We start from the raw sequence: 25420 nt of genomic DNA on the forward strand, positions 1-25420 counted from the left end.
TCATAGTGTGCTTACTCTTTAAATATGTTTATCAGTACAGATGCTTTATAGGCGGTAATAGATCAAATTTAAATTATATAACTAAACTATGATTTTGCCCTGATAAATTTTAATTAACTTAATCTGTTAATTCTTTTACGTAAAGAGTTTGGCGTCATATCTATCCAAGCCTCAGCAATATATTTTAAACAATCTTCGCGAACACCCTCCTTATCACTTGATCGCCAGCCAAGCGGTATTTTTTTATGCTTTGGCCATATAGAGTATTGTCCTTCATCGTTTACAAGAACGATATAATCTTCCTTGTTACTATCTTTTAATTGGCTCATGATTATTCTTCCTCCTTTTTGCTTAAATTTCTAATTAAATTTTTTTGTATTAATGATGCTAAATTATTCAAATTAGGCCCTTTGAATACAGAGTAGTGATCTCCTTCTAAAAAGTGATTTATCACCCTATTTTTCGTGTATTGAGTCCATGCATCTGAGTGCTCATGGATTTCTTTCGACTCTCTTACGATAAAAGAAAATATTTCACTTTTTATTAGCTTAGGCTTATGTGCATACATTGCATTAAAATTAATTTCGCATCTATCATATAAACGCTTAAATTCTTCAGCAGTACTTTGTGGAGGAATTAAGTTTTCTTTTCTTGCAAGATAAAATAGTTTTTCGAAACACTTTTCATCTGATAAATTATTAAAATTTTGATCTTCAAATACCTTACCAAATCTACCCCATAAATCCTCGGCAAATATCATAAATGATCTATCCCGAGATAATTCTCTATCTGCATTAATGCTCTTTTCATTCGGCAGAAAACTATCTATCAACCCAAGAAATGCTATCTCATCTCCTTGCTTTTCCAATTGGAAAGCAATTTCATGAGCAATTACCCCCCCCATAGACCAGCCCAATAGGCTATAAGGGCCTTCTCTCTGAATTTTCTTTATAGCAGATGTATATTCCTTAGCCATTGCTTCTACTTTTTTCTCTTTAGTTTGTTGTAAACCATAAACTGGCTGCCGAGCGTCAAGACTCTTAACAAGATCAACATAACAAAAAACCTCCCCGCTAACCGGATGTATGCAAAATAAAGGTGTAAAACTTCCTTCTTTTTTCAGTGGAATCATACAATTAATTTTAGATTTAGAATGCTTTCTAAGGAGTCTTTGAAATTGGTCTAATGTTGGACTATTAAAAATACTAGCAACTGGCAGATTAGTGCAAAATTCTTTATTCACTGCTTCTATTACAGAAATTGCCAAAAGTGAGTGACCTCCTACCTCAAAGAAATTATCACTCATACTTATTTTTGAAATATTTAAATACTTTTGCCATATCTGAGCTAGTTTGAATTCCACTATATCTCTCGGCGCAACATAACTTTTCTCACTCACATACTCGGGAGCAGGAAGTGCTTTGCGATCTAATTTTCCATTCGGTGTCAATGGAAACTCCTCCAATACCACAAAAGCACTCGGAACCATGTAATCAGGCAACGCTTCGCTAACAAAACTCCTTAAACTACTCGTCTCAACCGCAGTACCCTTAAACGAAACGTAGGCAACCAAACGCTTGTCAATCCCTTTATCTTCACGCGCAACAACCACCGCTTCTTTAACATCAGAATGCTCTAGTAATCTCGACTCTATCTCACCACATTCAATCCTAAATCCACGAATTTTTACCTGATTGTCTATCCGTCCTATATACTCGATATTGCCGTCTTCACGATATCGGCATAAATCACCCGTTCGATACAGCCTTAAATTCCGACCCAATGCCTCATCCTCTCTAGTCGCAAAAGGATTCGCAATAAAACGCTCCGCTGTTAAATCAGGTCGGTTTAAATACCCTCGCGCTAATCCATCACCACCTATGTACAACTCACCTACAACTCCTATAGGGACTAGTCCAAAATTAGAATTTAAAATGTAACATTGGGTGTTGGGTAAAGGCTTGCCAATGGATTCATTTTTAGAATCTACTAATGTCTGAGTTGACCATATGGTTGCCTCTGTAGGGCCATAACAGTTATAAACAGAGCTCACGCTATCCGATAATTTGATTGCTAAATCTCTTGACAAAAACTCCCCTCCGCACAAAGCTATTAACTCTTTATTTCTAAAGCCAGAGGATAAAAGTATTTTCCAACTTGCAGGAGTCAGCTGCAAAATTGAGGCACCATAACGCTCTAATAGGACACTCAACAATTTAGGATCTTTTTGACTCTCCGAGTCAGTTATTACTAGCTTAGCCCCATGAATTAGTGGCATGTACAATTCTAAACCTGCTATATCAAACGATAGTGTAGTCGATAGAAAGCACATATAATCTTTTTTATAATTAACTGATTTGGAAAACCCTGTAAGAAAATTAACCAGGCTTAATTGTTCAATCATTACTCCTTTAGGTTTACCTGTAGACCCTGAAGTGTAAATGACATAAGCAAGATTAGAGGGTCCCACGCCAGAAGAAGGGTTCTCTTCGCTGTAACCCCGTGTTATCTCTCCTAACTCATCTAAATATACTACTCTTGCAGCAGTCTCTGGCAGTTCACCTACTAAATGGCGTTGCGTCAGTAATACAGGAGTTTGTGCGTCTGACAGCATGTAATCAAGTCGCTCTTTTGGATAGGTCGGGTCTAAAGGAACGTACGCTCCACCCGCTTTTAAAATACCTAATATCCCAACTATCATCTCTAACGACCGCTCACTGCATATCCCAACTAACGTCTCAGGCTTTACTCCCTCCTCCAGTAAATAATGCGCCAAACGATTAGACGCCGCGTTTAACTCTTCATACGTTAAGTGCTTGTCCTCATAAATTACCGCAACCTCTCCACCACTTCGTTCAACCTGCTCTTCAAACAATCGATGAACCGTCTTGTCCATCGGATAAGGCGATTCAGTATCATTCCAAGCCCTTACTATTTTGTCTCGCTCTGCCTCCGTTATAACTGACAACTCACTCAGCCTAGCAACCGGATTACTGACAATTTCTTTTAGTAAAACAACAAAGTGCTCTATCAAGCGTTTTATCGTCGCAGGTTTAAAAAGAGCCGTAGCGTACTCAATTTCACCTTTTAAGAACAAAGGACTCTCTTCAAAGTTAAAAGTCAAATCAAATTTCGATATACGGTAGTAATCTCGCTCACGCAAGCTTACCGATACCCCCTCTATCGGAAGCATAGCCTCCTGAACATTTTGTAATACCAACATCACCTGAAAAAGTGGCGCGTAACTTAAACTTCGCTCCACACCAAGAGACTCAACCAGTCGCTCAAAAGGTAAATCCTGGTGCTGATAAGCATCCAAAGTTGTTCCTTTGACTTGTTTCAATAAGGTTCGAAAATCAAGCTCCTCTTCGATGTCCACTCGAAGCGCCAGCGTATTGACAAAAAAACCTATCAACCCTTCTGTTTCTTCACGATTCCGATTTGCTATCGGTGAGCCAATAACCAACTCCCTCTGCTCAGTGTAGCGGTTTAATAAAACCCCCAGGGCCGCCAATAAAATCATAAATAACGTAACCTGCTCTTGCTCTGCCAGCAACCTAAGCCGATGAGTTAATTCCTCATCAATCAAAAATACCTCACAACCACCCGAAATATCTTGTACAGCCGGTCGTGGATAGTCTGTTGGCATCTCTAGCAAAGTTGGAACTCCTTGCAATTGCTCTTTCCAATACGCCATCTGCTTTTTAAAAGCTTCGCTGTCTTCGCGTAAATACTCTCTTTGCCAAACACTGTAATCAGCATACTGAATACTTAACTCACTAAGTTCAGAACCCCTCCCCTCAATCTCAGCATTATAAAACTCAGCCAATTCTCGACCCATAATCGCCATAGACCAGCCATCGAAAACACTGTGATGAATGTTAAGTAAAAACCAATACTCTTCATCCCCTACTTTCAAAAGCAATGCACGAACCAAACTGTCTGAGCTTAAAACAAAAGGTCGATGCGCCGCTTCTTCCAGCCGCTTTCCAATATAATTTGCAACATCCTTTTGTAGTGTATCTCTAATATCCTCAACTTCTAACGATATTGTCCTCCCCTCAGATATCACCTGATACACTTCGCCATTCTCTTCAGTCATGAAATTAGTCCGTAAAACCTCATGACGCTTTAAAACTTCATTTAAGGCATGTTCCAGTGCTGATTCGTTAAGAACACCCTCTAAATGGAGTACTACAGGAATATTATATAACGGACTATCCGGCTCAAGTTTATCTAAAAACCATAACCTCTGTTGTGCAAAAGATAGCCTGATTGGCTGCTCACGACTAACTCTAGAAATCGGAGCTAACCTGTTCTCTTCGCATGAGGCAAGCAAAGCTGAAAGACCCTCAACCGTTGGGTATTGAAATAATTGTTTTAAAGCCAAATCCTTCCCAAGTACACTGCGAACCCTCGATACTACCTGCGTAGCCAGTAATGAGTGACCACCTAACTCAAAAAAATTATCTTGAATTCCAATATGCGTTATGCCCAAAACCTCACTCCATATCGCAACAATTTGCGATTCCAACAAGGTCCTCGGCGCAACATAACTTTTCTCACTCGCATACTCGGGGGCAGGAAGTGCTTTGCGATCTAATTTTCCATTCGGTGTCAATGGAAACTCCTCTAATACCACAAAAGCACTCGGAACCATGTAATCAGGCAACGCTTCGCTAACAAAACTCCTTAAACTACTCGTCTCAACCGCAGTACCCTTAAACGAAACGTAGGCAACCAAACGCTTGTCAACCCCTTTATCTTCACGCGCAACAACCACCGCTTCTTTAACATCAGAATGCTTTAGTAATCTCGACTCTATCTCACCACATTCAATCCTAAATCCACGAATTTTTACCTGATTGTCTATCCGTCCTATATACTCGATATTGCCATCTTCACGATATCGGCATAAATCACCCGTTCGATACAGCCTTAAATTCCGACCCAATGCCTCATCCTCTCTAGTCGCAAAAGGATTCGCAATAAAACGCTCCGCTGTTAAATCAGGTCGGTTTAAATACCCTCGCGCTAATCCATCACCACCTATGTACAACTCACCTACAACTCCTATAGGTAGAAGGTGGAGTTTTTCGTTCAGAATATATACTTTAACATTTTGCAACGGCTTTCCTATTAGAGAATTTAAGGAATATGCCATGTTAATCTTCATAGCAACTGCATCTATAGTATTCTCTGTAGGCCCATACATGTTCCAAACTGCAAATGGAAGTTCTAGTTTTGGATAAACTGAAAGTTTATCGCCACCTAGTTTTAAAATACGCAAAGCGCTGTTATTATGCCAGGGCAAGCTGAATAACTGTTCAGCCATTGCCGTAGGCAAATCGCATATTGAAATCTCATTAGTGTTAAGCCAATCAGCTATTGATAACACATCAGATCTTATTTTTTGGCTCATTAAATAAACGCGGCTTCCAATAGTAAGCGCGGGCCATACCTCGCAACCAAAAACATCAAATGCATAACTTGAAAATTGACAAAAACGATCCATAGAGGTTAGGCTGAAAGTTTTAATATACCAATCAATCAAATTTAAAAGACCTTGGTGAGCACATAACACTCCTTTAGGTTTACCTGTAGACCCTGAAGTGTAAATGACATAAGCAAGATTAGAGGGTCCCACGCCAGAAGAAGGGTTCTCTTCACTGTAACCCCGTGTTATCTCTCCTAACTCATCCAAATATACTACTCTTGCAGCAGTCTCTGGCAGTTCACCTATTAAATGGCGTTGCGTCAGTAATACAGGAGTTCGTGCGTCTGACAGCATGTAATCAAGTCGCTCTTTTGGATAGGTCGGGTCTAAAGGAACGTACGCTCCACCCGCTTTTAAAATACCTAATATCCCAACTATCATCTCTAACGACCGCTCACTGCATATCCCAACTAACGTCTCAGGCTTTACTCCCTCCTCCAGTAAATAATGCGCCAAACGATTAGACGCCGCGTTTAACTCTTCATACGTTAAGTGCTTGTCCTCATAAATTACCGCAACCTCTCCACCACTTCGTTCAACCTGCTCTTCAAACAATCGATGAACCGTCTTATCCATCGGATAAGGCGATTCAGTATTATTCCAACCAAAAAGGAGTAAATCTATTTCTTGCTGAGTTATAAATGCATAATCAAAAATCATACCCTCAGGATTTTCAAGTACAGAGAATAACAATCGTTCAAAATTATTTCTTAGCCTTATTATATCGCTCTCTGCATAGCAATTTTTGTTATAATCAAGTCGAATTTCAATATTATCCCCTGGAATACCCACTATAGTAAGATCATAATTAGTTTGTTCTTCAACAAAGGCTTCTTTAAAATCTAAACCTTTAGCTTGGGAGATTAATACTTGGCTAATCGGATAATTCTCAAATACAGTGATGTGATCAATTAACGCTCGTGTATTACCAAAACCAATCCAGTTTTTTATTTCTGCTAATGATACATAAGCATAATGCTGCGACTCAACAAGCTGCTCTTGTAACTTATTCAAATAAACCAAGCCAGAATCAGATGGGTTAATTTTGGAGCATACAGGTATGGTATTGATTAATAAGCCTACTTGATTTTCGATGCCAATTAGTTCTGATGCACGCCCAGAAACTACATGACCAAAAACTACTTTATCCCTTCCTAAGTATTGATGTAATAGCAAGGCCCAAACACCTTGAATTAAGGTGTTTAATGTTAATTTATATTTTTGACTCCAAGCAATCAACTCCCTTGTTTTAGGACCACTTAATATAAGTCGCTCGCTGCCAATCAGATGCTGAGTAGCACTTAACTCAAGCAACTGCCTTCTTATCGGTAGACTCGATACTTCTTCAACTTCAGATAACAGTTGCGTCCAATAGTTTTTCGCTTCCTGTTTGTTTTGATTCTTCACCCATAAAACATAATCTTTATACGATGGAATGCTTGTATTATAAAATTCTTTATTCTCCTCTAGTTGATTATAATATGATGACAGTCTCTTCAGAACATTCATAATACTCCAACCATCAAGAATGATATGGTGATTTATCCAAATCATGAGATGTTCGTTTTTAGGGAGATTAATCCAATAGAGCCTAAAAAGTGGTGCGATTTGTAAATTAAATCGTTTACTCCCTTCTTCGGCTAGAAAAAATTTAAGTTTATCTCGCCAATTCTCTGATTTACTCCAGTCTAATTCTTCAAATGGCAGCTTGACCTTACTATAAATTAACTGCAGCGGCTTTGATGTTTTAAGCATCACGCCCGCTCTTAAAACCTCCGTCTCGAAAATAATTTTTTCCCAAGCTTTTTTAAGTTTATCTTTACTAACATGCGAACTTAAAAGAAAGGCTAGTCGAACAACATAAGTCCCATCATTCTGTGATTGTAAATCATGAAATAATATGCCTTCTTGTAGAGGTGTTAGAGGATAAGCATTGATCACATTATGAGGTAGATTGGAGTTAATATCATGCTGAGTCAAACCTGTAAGTGGTAAATCAGAAGGAGTTAGCCATTGCTTTTCTCTTAAAGTATCTAGACAATTGATAAATCGCTCTAGTTCATCTTGATACAGTTCTAATAATGACTTCATCCCGTCCCTATTGTAAGAACTCATATCATAAGTTAACACCATCCTAAACTCTTCAAACTGAATTAGTGAGTTCAACTCTATTGCAGGAGTAATGCGATTACATACACTAACATTATCGCCCACTGGCTCCTCTGCATACTCAAACAGATTATTACCCTCAACGAATTGACCAAGATAATTAAATAGTATTTTAGGCTCTTTAGCTTCCAGAGCAATTTTTGTTTGCTTGTCACTGTAATAACGTAACAAACCATACGTTAATCCATTATGAGGAACCTGCCTGAGTTGCTCTTTAACTGATTTAAATAATGCTTCTTGATCAGAGGCCAATCCCTTAAGATCTAGGTAAATAGGATATAAAGTTGTAAACCAACCAATAGTGTTCTGCAGATCGTATCCTGATTCCACTAGAGATTCTTCACGCCCATGACCTTCTAAAAAAATTGATAAAGCCTCTTCGCCACTCCATTTAATATAAGCACTTGCTAACACAGCCAACAGTATTTCTTTTACATTGAGCCTACAAACAACAGGCAAGTCTTTAACTAAAATTTTTGTTTCTTCTTTTGTTAATCTAAAATCAATAAAATCAATTCCCACATTTTTGCTTTTCAATTCCATTTCATTTTTTGGAATAGACGCTTTTTGGCAGTAATCCAGCCAATAATTCCGAGATTCGGTTATTAAAGTTGGATTATCTTTCATTAATTTCCTTAAAGCTAAGGACCATTCCTTATAAGAAACCTTTTCTTTTGAAAGAACTGGTAATTTATTCTCAAGAAGACTGTTATAGCTCTCTTCAAACTCTCTTAATAAAATACGCCAAGATACACCATCTACTACTAAATGGTGGATTGCTAAAAATAGTCTTGGCATCCCATCAGGAGCCCCTTCGAATAAAGCCACTTTATAAAGTTCACCCTCCTTTAAATTTAAACTGGACTGTAACCTCAATGTGTATTCTTGCATTGATTTAACAAAATCACTTGAACCCGAGAGATCTACCTTAATCAGGTTAAATGAAACTCTATCTTCTAGATACCATTGTTTCTTTAAGTAGGTATCAAAATACATATAAAATACTGCATGATTATTAAACACGTAACCAATTGATTTTTCTAATTTTACTCTATCAACTGATGGATTAATCTTTAATAAAATCGACTGGTTAAAATGTGATGGAATTGGAAATTCCTGTTCAAAAAACCAACGTTGAATGGGCAGCAAGGGTACTTCACCACGCTCATCAATAATACGGCCTTCCTCAGAAGATTTGAGCTTCGCTACGGTTGACAGGTTCTTAATCGTAGGGAACTGAAAAACATCTCGAACCTGAATTTGAATACCATTTTTACTAGCATGACTTACCAGCTGTATAGCTAAGATAGAGTCACCTCCCAGTTCGAAAAAATTATCATTAACTCCAACTTGCTCAAGATGAAGCAATTGCTGCCAAATATTAACTAACCTACTTTCGATTTCATTGCCTGGCGCAACATAACTTTTCTCACTCACATACTCGGGGGCAGGAAGTGCTTTGCGATCTAATTTTCCATTCGGTGTCAATGGAAACTCCTCTAATACCACAAAAGCACTCGGAACCATGTAATCAGGCAACGCTTCGCTAACAAAACTCCTTAAACTACTCGTCTCAACCGCAGTACCCTTAAACGAAACGTAGGCAACCAAACGCTTGTCAACCCCTTTATCTTCACGCGCAACAACCACCGCTTCTTTAACATCAGAATGCTTTAGTAATCTCGACTCTATCTCACCACATTCAATCCTAAATCCACGAATTTTTACCTGATTGTCTATCCGTCCTATATACTCGATATTGCCGTCTTCACGATATCGGCATAAATCACCCGTTCGATACAGCCTTAAATTCCGACCCAATGCCTCATCCTCTCTAGTCGCAAAAGGATTCGCAATAAAACGCTCCGCTGTTAAATCAGGTCGGTTTAAATACCCTCGCGCTAATCCATCACCACCTATGTACAACTCACCTACAACTCCTATAGGGACTAGTCCAAAATTAGAATTTAAAATGTAACATTGGGTGTTGGGTAAAGGCTTGCCAATGGATTCATTTTTAGAATCTACTAATGTCTGAGTTGACCATATGGTTGCCTCTGTAGGGCCATAACAGTTATAAACAGAGCTCACGCTATCCGATAATTTGATTGCTAAATCTCTTGACAAAAACTCCCCTCCGCACAAAGCTATTAACTCTTTATTTCTAAAGCCAGAGGATAAAAGTATTTTCCAACTTGCAGGAGTCAGCTGCAAAATTGAGGCACCATAACGCTCTAATAGGACACTCAACAATTTAGGATCTTTTTGACTCTCCGAGTCAGTTATTACTAGCTTAGCCCCATGAATTAGTGGCATGTACAATTCTAAACCTGCTATATCAAACGATAGTGTAGTCGATAGAAAGCACATATAATCTTTTTTATAATTAACTGATTTGGAAAACCCTGTAAGAAAATTAACCAGGCTTAATTGTTCAATCATTACTCCTTTAGGTTTACCTGTAGACCCTGAAGTGTAAATGACATAAGCAAGATTAGAGGGTCCCACGCCAGAAGAAGGGTTCTCTTCGCTGTAACCCCGTGTTATCTCTCCTAACTCATCTAAATATACTACTCTTGCAGCAGTCTCTGGCAGTTCACCTACTAAATGGCGTTGCGTCAGTAATACAGGAGTTTGTGCGTCTGACAGCATGTAATCAAGTCGCTCTTTTGGATAGGTCGGGTCTAAAGGAACGTACGCTCCACCCGCTTTTAAAATACCTAATATCCCAACTATCATCTCTAACGACCGCTCACTGCATATCCCAACTAACGTCTCAGGCTTTACTCCCTCCTCCAGTAAATAATGCGCCAAACGATTAGACGCCGCGTTTAACTCTTCATACGTTAAGTGCTTGTCCTCATAAATTACCGCAACCTCTCCACCACTTCGTTCAACCTGCTCTTCAAACAATCGATGAACCGTCTTGTCCATCGGATAAGGCGATTCAGTATCATTCCAAGCCCTTACTATTTTGTCTCGCTCTGCCTCCGTTATAACTGACAACTCACTCAGCCTAGCAACCGGATTACTGACAATTTCTTTTAGTAAAACAACAAAGTGCTCTATCAAGCGTTTTATCGTCGCAGGTTTAAAAAGAGCCGTAGCGTACTCAATTTCACCTTTTAAGAACAAAGGACTCTCTTCAAAGTTAAAAGTCAAATCAAATTTCGATATACGGTAGTAATCTCGCTCACGCAAGCTTACCGATACCCCCTCTATCGGAAGCATAGCCTCCTGAACATTTTGTAATACCAACATCACCTGAAAAAGTGGCGCGTAACTTAAACTTCGCTCCACACCAAGAGACTCAACCAGTCGCTGAAAAGGTAAATCCTGGTGCTGATAAGCATCCAAAGTTGTTCCTTTGACTTGTTTCAATAAGGTTCGAAAATCAAGCTCCTCTTCGATGTCCACTCGAAGCGCCAGCGTATTGACAAAAAAACCTATCAACCCTTCTGTTTCTTCACGATTCCGATTTGCTATCGGTGAGCCAATAACCAACTCCCTCTGCTCAGTGTAGCGGTTTAATAAAACCCCCAGGGCCGCCAATAAAATCATAAATAACGTAACCTGCTCTTGCTCTGCCAGCAACCTAAGCCGATGAGTTAATTCCTCATCAATCAAAAATACCTCACAACCACCCGAAATATCTTGTACAGCCGGTCGTGGATAGTCTGTTGGCATCTCTAGCAAAGTTGGAACTCCTTGCAATTGCTCTTTCCAATACGCCATCTGCTTTTTAAAAGCTTCGCTGTCTTCGCGTAAATACTCTCTTTGCCAAACACTGTAATCAGCATACTGAATACTTAACTCACTAAGTTCAGAACCCCTCCCCTCAATCTCAGCATTATAAAACTCAGCCAATTCTCGACCCATAATCGCCATAGACCAGCCATCGAAAACACTGTGATGAATGTTAAGTAAAAACCAATACTCTTCATCCCCTACTTTCAAAAGCAACGCACGAACCAAACTGTCTGAGCTTAAAACAAAAGGTCGATGCGCCGCTTCTTCCAGCCGCTTTCCAATATAATTTGCAACATCCTTTTGTAGTGTATCTCTAATATCCTCAACTTCTAACGATATTGTCCTCCCCTCAGATATCACCTGATACACTTCGCCATTCTCTTCAGTCATGAAATTAGTCCGTAAAACCTCATGACGCTTTAAAACTTCATTTAAGGCATGTTCCAGTGCTGATTCGTTAAGAACACCCTCTAAATGGAGTACTACAGGAATATTATATAACGGACTATCCGGCTCAAGTTTATCTAAAAACCATAACCTCTGTTGTGCAAAAGATAGCCTGATTGGCTGCTCACGACTAACTCTAGAAATCGGAGCTAACCTGTTCTCTTCGCATGAGGCAAGCAAAGCTGAAAGACCCTCAACCGTTGGGTATTGAAATAATTGTTTTAAAGCCAAATCCTTCCCAAGTACACTGCGAACCCTCGATACTACCTGCGTAGCCAGTAATGAGTGACCACCTAACTCAAAAAAATTATCTTGAATTCCAATATGCGTTATGCCCAAAACCTCACTCCATATCGCAACAATTTGCGATTCCAACAAGGTCCTCGGCGCAACATAACTTTTCTCACTCGCATACTCGGGGGCAGGAAGTGCTTTGCGATCTAATTTTCCATTCGGTGTCAATGGAAACTCCTCTAATACCACAAAAGCACTCGGAACCATGTAATCAGGCAACGCTTCGCTAACAAAACTCCTTAAACTACTCGTCTCAACCGCAGTACCCTTAAACGAAACGTAGGCAACCAAACGCTTGTCAACCCCTTTATCTTCACGCGCAACAACCACCGCTTCTTTAACATCAGAATGCTTTAGTAATCTCGACTCTATCTCACCACATTCAATCCTAAATCCACGAATTTTTACCTGATTGTCTATCCGTCCTATATACTCGATATTGCCATCTTCACGATATCGGCATAAATCACCCGTTCGATACAGCCTTAAATTCCGACCCAATGCCTCATCCTCTCTAGTCGCAAAAGGATTCGCAATAAAACGCTCCGCTGTTAAATCAGGTCGGTTTAAATACCCTCGCGCTAATCCATCACCACCTATGTACAACTCACCTACAACTCCTATAGGTAATACATTCAAGTTCCTATCTAAAACATAAAGTTTAGTATTCCATATTGCTTTACCAATCGGCACTAAATAGTCTTCTTGGTGATTGCATTCATAAAAACTTACATCAATTGATGCCTCTGTAGGGCCGTAAAGATTAATCAGTCTGGTATTAGGTAGTTTCTGGTGGAACAGGTTAGCCAACTGAACCCCCAAAGCCTCACCACTAGTAATAACCTGTCTTAAATTAGAAATATTTAAACTATTTTTAAACGATAAAAATTGTTGTAGCATCGAGGGTACAAAATGCACTATTGAAACATTATATTCACTAATAACATCAGCAAGATAATCTGGCTCTTTATGCCCCTCAGGCCTTATAAAAACTAGTTGGCTACCACTAATAATCGGCAATAAAAGCTCCCACACAGACACATCAAATGTGTAGGGAGTTTTTTGTAATATCACATCTTCGCGCGATAGTTCACAGAAATTCTGCATCCACAAGAGTCTATTGACACAACCTTGGTGAGCACATAACACTCCTTTAGGTTTACCTGTAGACCCTGAAGTGTAAATGACATAAGCAAGATTAGAGGGTCCCACGCCAGAAGAAGGGTTCTCTTCGCTGTAACCCCGTGTTATCTCTCCTAACTCATCTAAATATACTACTCTTGCAGCAGTCTCTGGCAGTTCACCTACTAAATGGCGTTGCGTCAGTAATACAGGAGTTTGTGCGTCTGACAGCATGTAATCAAGTCGCTCTTTTGGATAGGTCGGGTCTAAAGGAACGTACGCTCCACCCGCTTTTAAAATACCTAATATCCCAACTATCATCTCTAACGACCGCTCACTGCATATCCCAACTAACGTCTCAGGCTTTACTCCCTCCTCCAGTAAATAATGCGCCAAACGATTAGACGCCGCGTTTAACTCTTCATACGTTAAGTGCTTGTCCTCATAAATTACCGCAACCTCTCCACCACTTCGTTCAACCTGCTCTTCAAACAATCGATGAACCGTCTTGTCCATCGGATAAGGCGATTCAGTATCATTCCAAGCCCTTACTATTTTGTCTCGCTCTGCCTCCGTTATAACTGACAACTCACTCAGCCTAGCAACCGGATTACTGACAATTTCTTTTAGTAAAACAACAAAGTGCTCTATCAAGCGTTTTATCGTCGCAGGTTTAAAAAGAGCCGTAGCGTACTCAATTTCACCTTTTAAGAACAAAGGACTCTCTTCAAAGTTAAAAGTCAAATCAAATTTCGATATACGGTAGTAATCTCGCTCACGCAAGCTTACCGATACCCCCTCTATCGGAAGCATAGCCTCCTGAACATTTTGTAATACCAACATCACCTGAAAAAGTGGCGCGTAACTTAAACTTCGCTCCACACCAAGAGACTCAACCAGTCGCTCAAAAGGTAAATCCTGGTGCTGATAAGCATCCAAAGTTGTTCCTTTGACTTGTTTCAATAAGGTTCGAAAATCAAGCTCCTCTTCGATGTCCACTCGAAGCGCCAGCGTATTGACAAAAAAACCTATCAACCCTTCTGTTTCTTCACGATTCCGATTTGCTATCGGTGAGCCAATAACCAACTCCCTCTGCTCAGTGTAGCGGTTTAATAAAACCCCCAGGGCCGCCAATAAAATCATAAATAACGTAACCTGCTCTTGCTCTGCCAGCAACCTAAGCCGATGAGTTAATTCCTCATCAATCAAAAATACCTCACAACCACCCGAAATATCTTGTACAGCCGGTCGTGGATAGTCTGTTGGCATCTCTAGCAAAGTTGGAACTCCTTGCAATTGCTCTTTCCAATACGCCATCTGCTTTTTAAAAGCTTCGCTGTCTTCGCGTAAATACTCTCTTTGCCAAACACTGTAATCAGCATACTGAATACTTAACTCACTAAGTTCAGAACCCCTCCCCTCAATCTCAGCATTATAAAACTCAGCCAATTCTCGACCCATAATCGCCATAGACCAGCCATCGAAAACACTGTGATGAATGTTAAGTAAAAACCAATACTCTTCATCCCCTACTTTCAAAAGCAATGCACGAACCAAACTGTCTGAGCTTAAAACAAAAGGTCGATGCGCCGCTTCTTCCAGCCGCTTTCCAATATAATTTGCAACATCCTTTTGTAGTGTATCTCTAATATCCTCAACTTCTAACGATATTGTCCTCCCCTCAGATATCACCTGATACACTTCGCCATTCTCTTCAGTCATGAAATTAGTCCGTAAAACCTCATGACGCTTTAAAACTTCATTTAAGGCATGTTCCAGTGCTGATTCGTTAAGAACACCCTCTAAATGGAGTACTACAGGAATATTATATAACGGACTATCCGGCTCAAGTTTATCTAAAAACCATAACCTCTGTTGTGCAAAAGATAGCCTGATTGGCTGCTCACGACTAACTCTAGAAATCGGAGCTAACCTGTTCTCTTCGCATGAGGCAAGCAAAGCTGAAAGACCCTCAACCGTTGGGTATTGAAATAATTGTTTTAAAGCCAAATCCTTCCCAAGTACACTGCGAACCCTCGATACTACCTGCGTAGCCAGTAATGAGTGACCACCTAACTCAAAAAAATTATCTTGAATTCCAATATGCGTTATGCCCAAAACCTCACTCCATATCGCAACAATTTGCGATTCCAACAAGGTCCTCGGCGCAACATAACTTTTCTCACTCGCATACTCGGGGGCAGGAAGTGCTTTGCGATCTAATTTTCCATTCGGTGTCAATGGAAACTCCTCTAATACCACAAAAGCACTCGGAACCATGTAATCAGGCAACGCTTCGCTAACAAAACTCCTTAAACTACTCGTCTCAACCGCAGTACCCTTAAACGAAACGTAGGCAACCAAACGCTTGTCAACCCCTTTATCTTCACGCGCAACAACCACCGCTTCTTTAACATCAGAATGCTTTAGTAATCTCGACTCTATCTCACCACATTCAATCCTAAATCCACGAATTTTTACCTGATTGTCTATCCGTCCTATATACTCGATATTGCCATCTTCACGATATCGGCATAAATCACCCGTTCGATACAGCCTTAAATTCCGACCCAATGCCTCATCCTCTCTAGTCGCAAAAGGATTCGCAATAAAACGCTCCGCTGTTAAATCAGGTCGGTTTAAATACCCTCGCGCTAATCCATCACCACCTATGTACAACTCACCTACAACTCCTATAGGGACTAGTCCAAAATTAGAATTTAAAATGTAACATTGAGTATTAGAAATGGGTCTACCTATTGATGGGAGAAAATATGCGCTCTTATCAATTTGTGCTGCAGTTGATAGAACACTGCACTCTGTAGGACCGTAAAAATTATATACTGAGTTAATTTTTTTAGAGAAAGCATTATCAACTAAACTTTTATTAAGAAGCTCCCCGCCAAAGATAATTGTTTTAATTAGGCTAAGATTTAAATTCTGATCTTGACTATCGAGCATAAGTTTTAATGAGCTTGGTGTAGCAAAAAGCCTAGTTACTTGTTCTTTTTCAATTAAACGGCTAAAGTCTTTAAAATCAATTACTTGATTTTGAACAAATAAAGTCGCAGATCCAGCTGAGAGAGGCCAAAATAAACTCTCAACCGCTCCATCAAAACTCATCGCAAATTGCTGTAAAAATACATCTTGGGTTGTTAAATTGATATATTCTTGAGACCATTGTAGGCGATCACATATCGATCTATGTTCAATCATTACTCCTTTAGGTTTACCTGTAGACCCTGAAGTGTAAATGACATAAGCAAGATTAGAGGGTCCCACGCCAGAAGAAGGGTTCTCTTCACTGTAACCCCGTGTTATCTCTCCTAACTCATCCAAATATACTACTCTTGCAGCAGTCTCTGGCAGTTCACCTATTAAATGGCGTTGCGTCAGTAATACAGGAGTTCGTGCGTCTGACAGCATGTAATCAAGTCGCTCTTTTGGATAGGTCGGGTCTAAAGGAACGTACGCTCCACCCGCTTTTAAAATACCTAATATCCCAACTATCATCTCTAACGACCGCTCACTGCATATCCCAACTAACGTCTCAGGCTTTACTCCCTCCTCCAGTAAATAATGCGCCAAACGATTAGACGCCGCGTTTAACTCTTCATACGTTAAGTGCTTGTCCTCATAAATTACCGCAACCTCTCCACCACTTCGTTCAACCTGCTCTTCAAACAATCGATGAACCGTCTTGTCCATCGGATAAGGCGATTCAGTATTATTCCAACCAAAAAGGAGTAAATCTATTTCTTGCTGAGTTATAAATGCATAATCAAAAATCATACCCTCAGGATTTTCAAGTACAGAGAATAACAATCGTTCAAAATTATTTCTTAGCCTTATTATATCGCTCTCTGCATAGCAATTTTTGTTATAATCAAGTCGAATTTCAATATTATCCCCTGGAATACCCACTATAGTAAGATCATAATTAGTTTGTTCTTCAACAAAGGCTTCTTTAAAATCTAAACCTTTAGCTTGGGAGATTAATACTTGGCTAATCGGATAATTCTCAAATACAGTGATGTGATCAATTAACGCTCGTGTATTACCAAAACCAATCCAGTTTTTTATTTCTGCTAATGATACATAAGCATAATGCTGCGACTCAACAAGCTGCTCTTGTAACTTATTCAAATAAACCAAGCCAGAATCAGATGGGTTAATTTTGGAGCATACAGGTATGGTATTGATTAATAAGCCTACTTGATTTTCGATGCCAATTAGTTCTGATGCACGCCCAGAAACTACATGACCAAAAACTACTTTATCCCTTCCTAAGTATTGATGTAATAGCAAGGCCCAAACACCTTGAATTAAGGTGTTTAATGTTAATTTATATTTTTGACTCCAAGCAATCAACTCCCTTGTTTTAGGACCACTTAATATAAGTCGCTCGCTGCCAATCAGATGCTGAGTAGCACTTAACTCAAGCAACTGCCTTCTTATCGGTAGACTCGATACTTCTTCAACTTCAGATAACAGTTGCGTCCAATAGTTTTTCGCTTCCTGTTTGTTTTGATTCTTCACCCATAAAACATAATCTTTATACGATGGAATGCTTGTATTATAAAATTCTTTATTCTCCTCTAGTTGATTATAATATGATGACAGTCTCTTCAGAACATTCATAATACTCCAACCATCAAGAATGATATGGTGATTTATCCAAATCATGAGATGTTCGTTTTTAGGGAGATTAATCCAATAGAGCCTAAAAAGTGGTGCGATTTGTAAATTAAATCGTTTACTCCCTTCTTCGGCTAGAAAAAATTTAAGTTTATCTCGCCAATTCTCTGATTTACTCCAGTCTAATTCTTCAAATGGCAGCTTGACCTTACTATAAATTAACTGCAGCGGCTTTGATGTTTTAAGCATCACGCCCGCTCTTAAAACCTCCGTCTCGAAAATAATTTTTTCCCAAGCTTTTTTAAGTTTATCTTTACTAACATGCGAACTTAAAAGAAAGGCTAGTCGAACAACATAAGTCCCATCATTCTGTGATTGTAAATCATGAAATAATATGCCTTCTTGTAGAGGTGTTAGAGGATAAGCATTGATCACATTATGAGGTAGATTGGAGTTAATATCATGCTGAGTCAAACCTGTAAGTGGTAAATCAGAAGGAGTTAGCCATTGCTTTTCTCTTAAAGTATCTAGACAATTGATAAATCGCTCTAGTTCATCTTGATACAGTTCTAATAATGACTTCATCCCGTCCCTATTGTAAGAACTCATATCATAAGTTAACACCATCCTAAACTCTTCAAACTGAATTAGTGAGTTCAACTCTATTGCAGGAGTAATGCGATTACATACACTAACATTATCGCCCACTGGCTCCTCTGCATACTCAAACAGATTATTACCCTCAACGAATTGACCAAGATAATTAAATAGTATTTTAGGCTCTTTAGCTTCCAGAGCAATTTTTGTTTGCTTGTCACTGTAATAACGTAACAAACCATACGTTAATCCATTATGAGGAACCTGCCTGAGTTGCTCTTTAACTGATTTAAATAATGCTTCTTGATCAGAGGCCAATCCCTTAAGATCTAGGTAAATAGGATATAAAGTTGTAAACCAACCAATAGTGTTCTGCAGATCGTATCCTGATTCCACTAGAGATTCTTCACGCCCATGACCTTCTAAAAAAATTGATAAAGCCTCTTCGCCACTCCATTTAATATAAGCACTTGCTAACACAGCCAACAGTATTTCTTTTACATTGAGCCTACAAACAACAGGCAAGTCTTTAACTAAAATTTTTGTTTCTTCTTTTGTTAATCTAAAATCAATAAAATCAATTCCCACATTTTTGCTTTTCAATTCCATTTCATTTTTTGGAATAGACGCTTTTTGGCAGTAATCCAGCCAATAATTCCGAGATTCGGTTATTAAAGTTGGATTATCTTTCATTAATTTCCTTAAAGCTAAGGACCATTCCTTATAAGAAACCTTTTCTTTTGAAAGAACTGGTAATTTATTCTCAAGAAGACTGTTATAGCTCTCTTCAAACTCTCTTAATAAAATACGCCAAGATACACCATCTACTACTAAATGGTGGATTGCTAAAAATAGTCTTGGCATCCCATCAGGAGCCCCTTCGAATAAAGCCACTTTATAAAGTTCACCCTCCTTTAAATTTAAACTGGACTGTAACCTCAATGTGTATTCTTGCATTGATTTAACAAAATCACTTGAACCCGAGAGATCTACCTTAATCAGGTTAAATGAAACTCTATCTTCTAGATACCATTGTTTCTTTAAGTAGGTATCAAAATACATATAAAATACTGCATGATTATTAAACACGTAACCAATTGATTTTTCTAATTTTACTCTATCAACTGATGGATTAATCTTTAATAAAATCGACTGGTTAAAATGTGATGGAATTGGAAATTCCTGTTCAAAAAACCAACGTTGAATGGGCAGCAAGGGTACTTCACCACGCTCATCAATAATACGGCCTTCCTCAGAAGATTTGAGCTTCGCTACGGTTGACAGGTTCTTAATCGTAGGGAACTGAAAAACATCTCGAACCTGAATTTGAATACCATTTTTACTAGCATGACTTACCAGCTGTATAGCTAAGATAGAGTCACCTCCCAGTTCGAAAAAATTATCATTAACTCCAACTTGCTCAAGATGAAGCAATTGCTGCCAAATATTAACTAACCTACTTTCGATTTCATTGCCTGGCGCAACATAACTTTTCTCACTCACATACTCGGGGGCAGGAAGTGCTTTGCGATCTAATTTTCCATTCGGTGTCAATGGAAACTCCTCTAATACCACAAAAGCACTCGGAACCATGTAATCAGGCAACGCTTCGCTAACAAAACTCCTTAAACTACTCGTCTCAACCGCAGTACCCTTAAACGAAACGTAGGCAACCAAACGCTTGTCAACCCCTTTATCTTCACGCGCAACAACCACCGCTTCTTTAACATCAGAATGCTTTAGTAATCTCGACTCTATCTCACCACATTCAATCCTAAATCCACGAATTTTTACCTGATTGTCTATCCGTCCTATATACTCGATATTGCCGTCTTCACGATATCGGCATAAATCACCCGTTCGATACAGCCTTAAATTCCGACCCAATGCCTCATCCTCTCTAGTCGCAAAAGGATTCGCAATAAAACGCTCCGCTGTTAAATCAGGTCGGTTTAAATACCCTCGCGCTAATCCATCACCACCTATGTACAACTCACCTACAACTCCTATAGGTAATACATTCAAGTTCCTATCTAAAACATAAAGTTTAGTATTCCATATTGCTTTACCAATCGGCACTAAATAGTCTTCTTGGTGATTGCATTCATAAAAACTTACATCAATTGATGCCTCTGTAGGGCCGTAAAGATTAATCAGTCTGGTATTAGGTAGTTTCTGGTGGAACAGGTTAGCCAACTGAACCCCCAAAGCCTCACCACTAGTAATAACCTGTCTTAAATTAGAAATATTTAAACTATTTTTAAACGATAAAAATTGTTGTAGCATCGAGGGTACAAAATGCACTATTGAAACATTATATTCACTAATAACATCAGCAAGATAATCTGGCTCTTTATGCCCCTCAGGCCTTATAAAAACTAGTTGGCTACCACTAATAATCGGCAATAAAAGCTCCCACACAGACACATCAAATGTGTAGGGAGTTTTTTGTAATATCACATCTTCGCGCGATAGTTCACAGAAATTCTGCATCCACAAGAGTCTATTGACACAACCTTGGTGAGCACATAACACTCCTTTAGGTTTACCTGTAGACCCTGAAGTGTAAATGACATAAGCAAGATTAGAGGGTCCCACGCCAGAAGAAGGGTTCTCTTCACTGTAACCTCGTGTTATCTCTCCTAACTCATCCAAATATACTACTCTTGCAGCAGTCTCTGGCAGTTCACCTACTAAATGGCGTTGCGTCAGTAGCACAGGAGTTTGTGCGTCTGACAGCATGTAATCAAGTCGCTCTTTTGGATAGGTCGGGTCTAAAGGAACGTACGCTCCACCCGCTTTTAAAATACCTAATATCCCAACTATCATCTCTAACGACCGCTCACTGCATATCCCAACTAACGTCTCAGGCTTTACTCCCTCCTCCAGTAAATAATGCGCCAAACGATTAGACGCCGCGTTTAACTCTTCATACGTTAAGTGCTTGTCCTCATAAATTACCGCAACCTCTCCACCACTTCGTTCAACCTGCTCTTCAAACAATCGATGAACCGTCTTGTCCATCGGATAAGGCGATTCAGTATCATTCCAAGCCACCTGCAGTTTTTCTTCTTCATTTGTCAAGAATTTGATTTTATCTAGAGGAGATGATGGAAAGTGTGTAAACTCTTCTAGTATTGTTACATAATTTAGACCCAACCTCTTAATTGATTCATGTGTATGTAAATCGGTGGAGTAATTGATTCTTAAATTGTAGCCTGTCGCATCTACATGTATTTCAAAAACAAGATCGTAAGGTAATTCACCACTTACTGAATTATAATAAGAACCCAATGAGTTTCTGAATTCAATTAGCGGCTGTCCAATATTTTGGAATACAAAAAGAGCTTGGAATAAGGGTTCCCGATTTAGCTCTCGAGATATGTTAAGAGCTGAGATTATATCGTTTATAGGCGCATTCTGATTTTTAAGACATTTAGAGAATCGACTTTGCACATCTTTAAATAGATCTGATGGAGTATAATTTTGATTAATAACAACTTTAAGAGGAATAGTGTTTACAAAACAGCCTACAACGTTTGCAAACTGATAATCCTCACGTCCTGCAACTGGAATTCCAATGCAGAATTTATTTTGTTGACTATAAGAATACAAAAGAAACTGATAAGCACTCAGAAATATATTGAAAGGAGTAATATTTTCAAGTTTAGATAAGTTATTTATGTCTAACGCCAACTTCTCTTCAATTCTTATATTATGTTGGTTAAAGTTATCTAATCTTTTTTCAGGCCTAATTTTAGTGGGTAATTGCAGAATAGGCTCACAATCATTTAACTCCTCTGTCCAAAATTTGATAATTTCTTGTTGTCTTAACTCTAATAATTTATTTTGTTTTTCCGCATAATTAAAAAAATCAAACTCAACAGGTGGAATCGGTTCAAAAAATTCATCGTAGAAGGCCTGATAGTACTTTGAAAGCTCATTTACTATGACTTTAAGCGACCAGCCATCACAAATTAAATGATGTGCTGCAATGATGAGCAATCCATCATCTTGCCCTATTGATATCCATGCAAAACGAATAAGAGGACCATTTGTAAAATCATAAGGTTTTTTTATTATTTCATAGTATAATTCTTTAAGTTTCGAATCTTTTTCAATATCATTTAGATGAGTAATATCATAAGTATTCCAAGGAGTTTGAATACTGGGCAAAACTATAAACTTACAATCATTATTTATAGATTTTATTAGTGTTCTAAGAATTTCATGTCGATTTATCAGAGCTTGACAAGAGAGCTCCAAGTAATTCAGGTTAATGTTTCCTGAAAAACGGTATGCAATTCCAATGTTATAGTGAGCTTCTTGAGAATTAAGAAGATGGTGGAACCATATTCTCATCTGATTAGGTGAAAAAGCAGGTTGCGAAGACTTACAAACAGAGTTCGAAAATGGCTTCGAGACAAGATTATTTGTAGATATTGCCTCTGATAATTCCTCAACTGTTGAGCAATTAATCACTACGTCAGTATCCAACTGGTAACCAACTTTTGAGCTTAAAACCTGCAATAACTCAATAAATCCTATCGAATCTAGTCCATATGAGGATATAGGTGTTGAATCTCCTCTAAATATATTGCCAGTTTTTTCGCTTAACCAATCTTTTATAAATTGCGTAAGATTGTTGTTATCTTCACTATGTTTTTTTAAAGTTAAATTTTCTATGAAATGATTTTCAATTTCAAGCTGATTAGACTCATGTAATACATCAAGCTTGTTTTGCTGCCAGAGTAATTTACAGGGCTGTCTTCTTAATTTTCCACTGGTCGTTTTTGGCAAGGTCTTAGGTGGGACTAACACTACATTATGAACAGTGAGTTGTAGAGTTTCAGATATTTTTTTTCTGATACTTTTGCAAACACTCTCATAACCTACTTCTAAAGTATGTGGATTAACTTCTGCGATAACCACCAAAGTCTCATCGTTTGCCTCTGTAGTACTAAATGCTACGACATTACCAGCTCGTATCATTTCATGACTTTCGCCGACTGCAAGCTCTATGTCTTGGGGGTAATAATTAACACCTCGAAAAATCATCATATCTTTTAATCGGCCAGTGATGTATAACTGTCCATTACTGTCAATATAACCCATATCACCAGTCTTCAAATAACGTTTTTTTTCGCCAAATGCTTCGAGTATAGGATATGTGTTGTTGGTTTCTTCCTCCTGTCCCCAGTAGCCAACGGTAACACTTGGGCTAGAAAAGCAAATTTCACCCACCTCACTTTCACAGCATAAACCACCGTTTTCAGGATTAACGATAATAATGTTATCAATTGGGGAGCCGCAACTTACTAAAGTATGATGATCATCGAAGTCATTGGATACCTTTTTGATTTTATTCTTGCCTAATTCATTTCTACTAACTTTTTCACCGAAATATCCAGCCCCCCTTTTGACTCCGCTTATTAATAAAGTCGCTTCTGCCATACCGTAGCAAGGATAGAAAGCATTTTTCTTGAAACCACAAGTTCTAAAATACTCAGCAAACATATCCATTGTCTTGGCGCGAACAGTTTCCGCACCGTTAAAAGCCACTTCCCAATTTGATAAATCTAAAGAGCTTAACTGTGTTTGAACAATTTTATTTAGACAATAGTCGTATGCGAAATTGGGAGCTCCGCTTATAACAGGACCTTGGCAAGAAGTTATGGCTTTTAGCCATATTAGAGGTTTTTTTATAAACTCGATGGGACTCATTAGAATGGCTGAGCCACCCGAAAAAAGGGGCTCTAAAATTCCTCCAATCAATCCCATATCATGGTAGGGTGGAAGCCAACTTACGATTGTATCATCAGGTTTAATTTCAAAAGTTTTATTTATTTGTTCCAAGTTATGTAACAAATTAGAATGGCTGACCATTACCCCTTTAGGATTTCCTGTTGAGCCTGATGTATACTGTAAAAACGCTAAATTATGCTCTGATAAATTTGGAGCAGACCAAAAATCCTGTTCTTTGATTTCTAACTCATCAGTAGCCAACCATGTAACCTGGTCCATATCCCATTCAGCTAGCTTAAGCTCTTTATCCCAGTAATGTTCTGTAAAACGTCTTATAACTGGTAAGTTGTTAATTCGTTTGAGACGGCTTAAGTTATTTAATTTGGTTATAATTTTTTGAGTCGACAGTAAAAGAGTTGGCTTTGCATTAGAAATTATCTTGCTTAGTTTTTCTGTTAGAGCCAAATTCTGAGGTGGAATCACTGGAACAGCTACCGCTCCAGCATACAAGCACCCCCAGTATGCAACTATAAACTCAATACCTGGTCCATACATCAATATGATTCTGTCACCGATCCTGACACGACGTTTAAGCATTCCTGCAATCGTGCGAGCCCTTTCGTGAAGTACCGAGTAAGTAATTTCTTCTTTGATATCATTATTTATGAAAGAGTATACAATTTTATCTGGAGTTGATTTAGCTCTGTTATCTAAGAGGTCAATAAGAGTATGACATTTTGTATCACTGTTCGGTAAATAAATCATAATTGCCTCCAAGGAGGTTATTGAATGGTATGCTAAAGCCACCTAAAAAATTTAGGCACCCAAAACTTATGGAAAATTAATTTAACTAGTGTTTTTAATGCTTCGAGAGGAAATACCCTTAGCTAAGTTGATTTTTTTGATTGAAGTAACGATTACCCATCGTAAAATAGATAAGAAAGGACTAGGCATAGAATTTGTGTCATGTGACTCTGATGCTCTAGAATTAGGTTTCATCAGGGGAGTTAATAAGTTTTTACTTAATTCACGATAAAAACTTACACACAGTATCTTACCACAGACTTTTGTTTTGCCAGACAGCGCGATTACTAATTTTATTCCATATGGCAAGCTTGGCTTTTTTACTGACCTGAAATTCGCTTTTTTAACGTAAAACAT

General features: G+C 38.6%; 2 protein-coding genes. Both read right to left on the minus strand.

Going from position 1 to position 25420, the window contains the following annotated elements; all coding sequences use genetic code 11:
- Positions 1–113: 113 nt before the first annotated feature.
- The gene (locus LHA_RS12115; protein ID WP_045106772.1) at positions 114–329 is read right to left on the minus strand and encodes an MbtH family protein; all 216 of its coding nucleotides are present in this window, start codon (positions 327–329) and stop codon (positions 114–116) included.
- A 2-nt stretch (positions 330–331) separates the two neighbouring features.
- Positions 332–25024, minus strand: a complete 24693-nt coding sequence (locus LHA_RS12120; protein WP_045106773.1) for a non-ribosomal peptide synthase/polyketide synthase — start codon at positions 25022–25024, stop codon at positions 332–334.
- Between the last annotated feature and the right edge of the window lie 396 nt (positions 25025–25420).

The sequence above is a fragment of the Legionella hackeliae genome (genome assembly GCF_000953655.1).
GTDB classification, from domain to species: domain Bacteria; phylum Pseudomonadota; class Gammaproteobacteria; order Legionellales; family Legionellaceae; genus Tatlockia; species Tatlockia hackeliae.

Coding starts and splice junctions, on each gene's coding strand:
- LHA_RS12115 (WP_045106772.1), bottom strand. CDS start 329: ATGAGCCAATTAAAAGATAGTAACAAGGAAGATTATATCGTTCTTGTA.
- LHA_RS12120 (WP_045106773.1), bottom strand. CDS start 25,024: ATGATTTATTTACCGAACAGTGATACAAAATGTCATACTCTTATTGAC.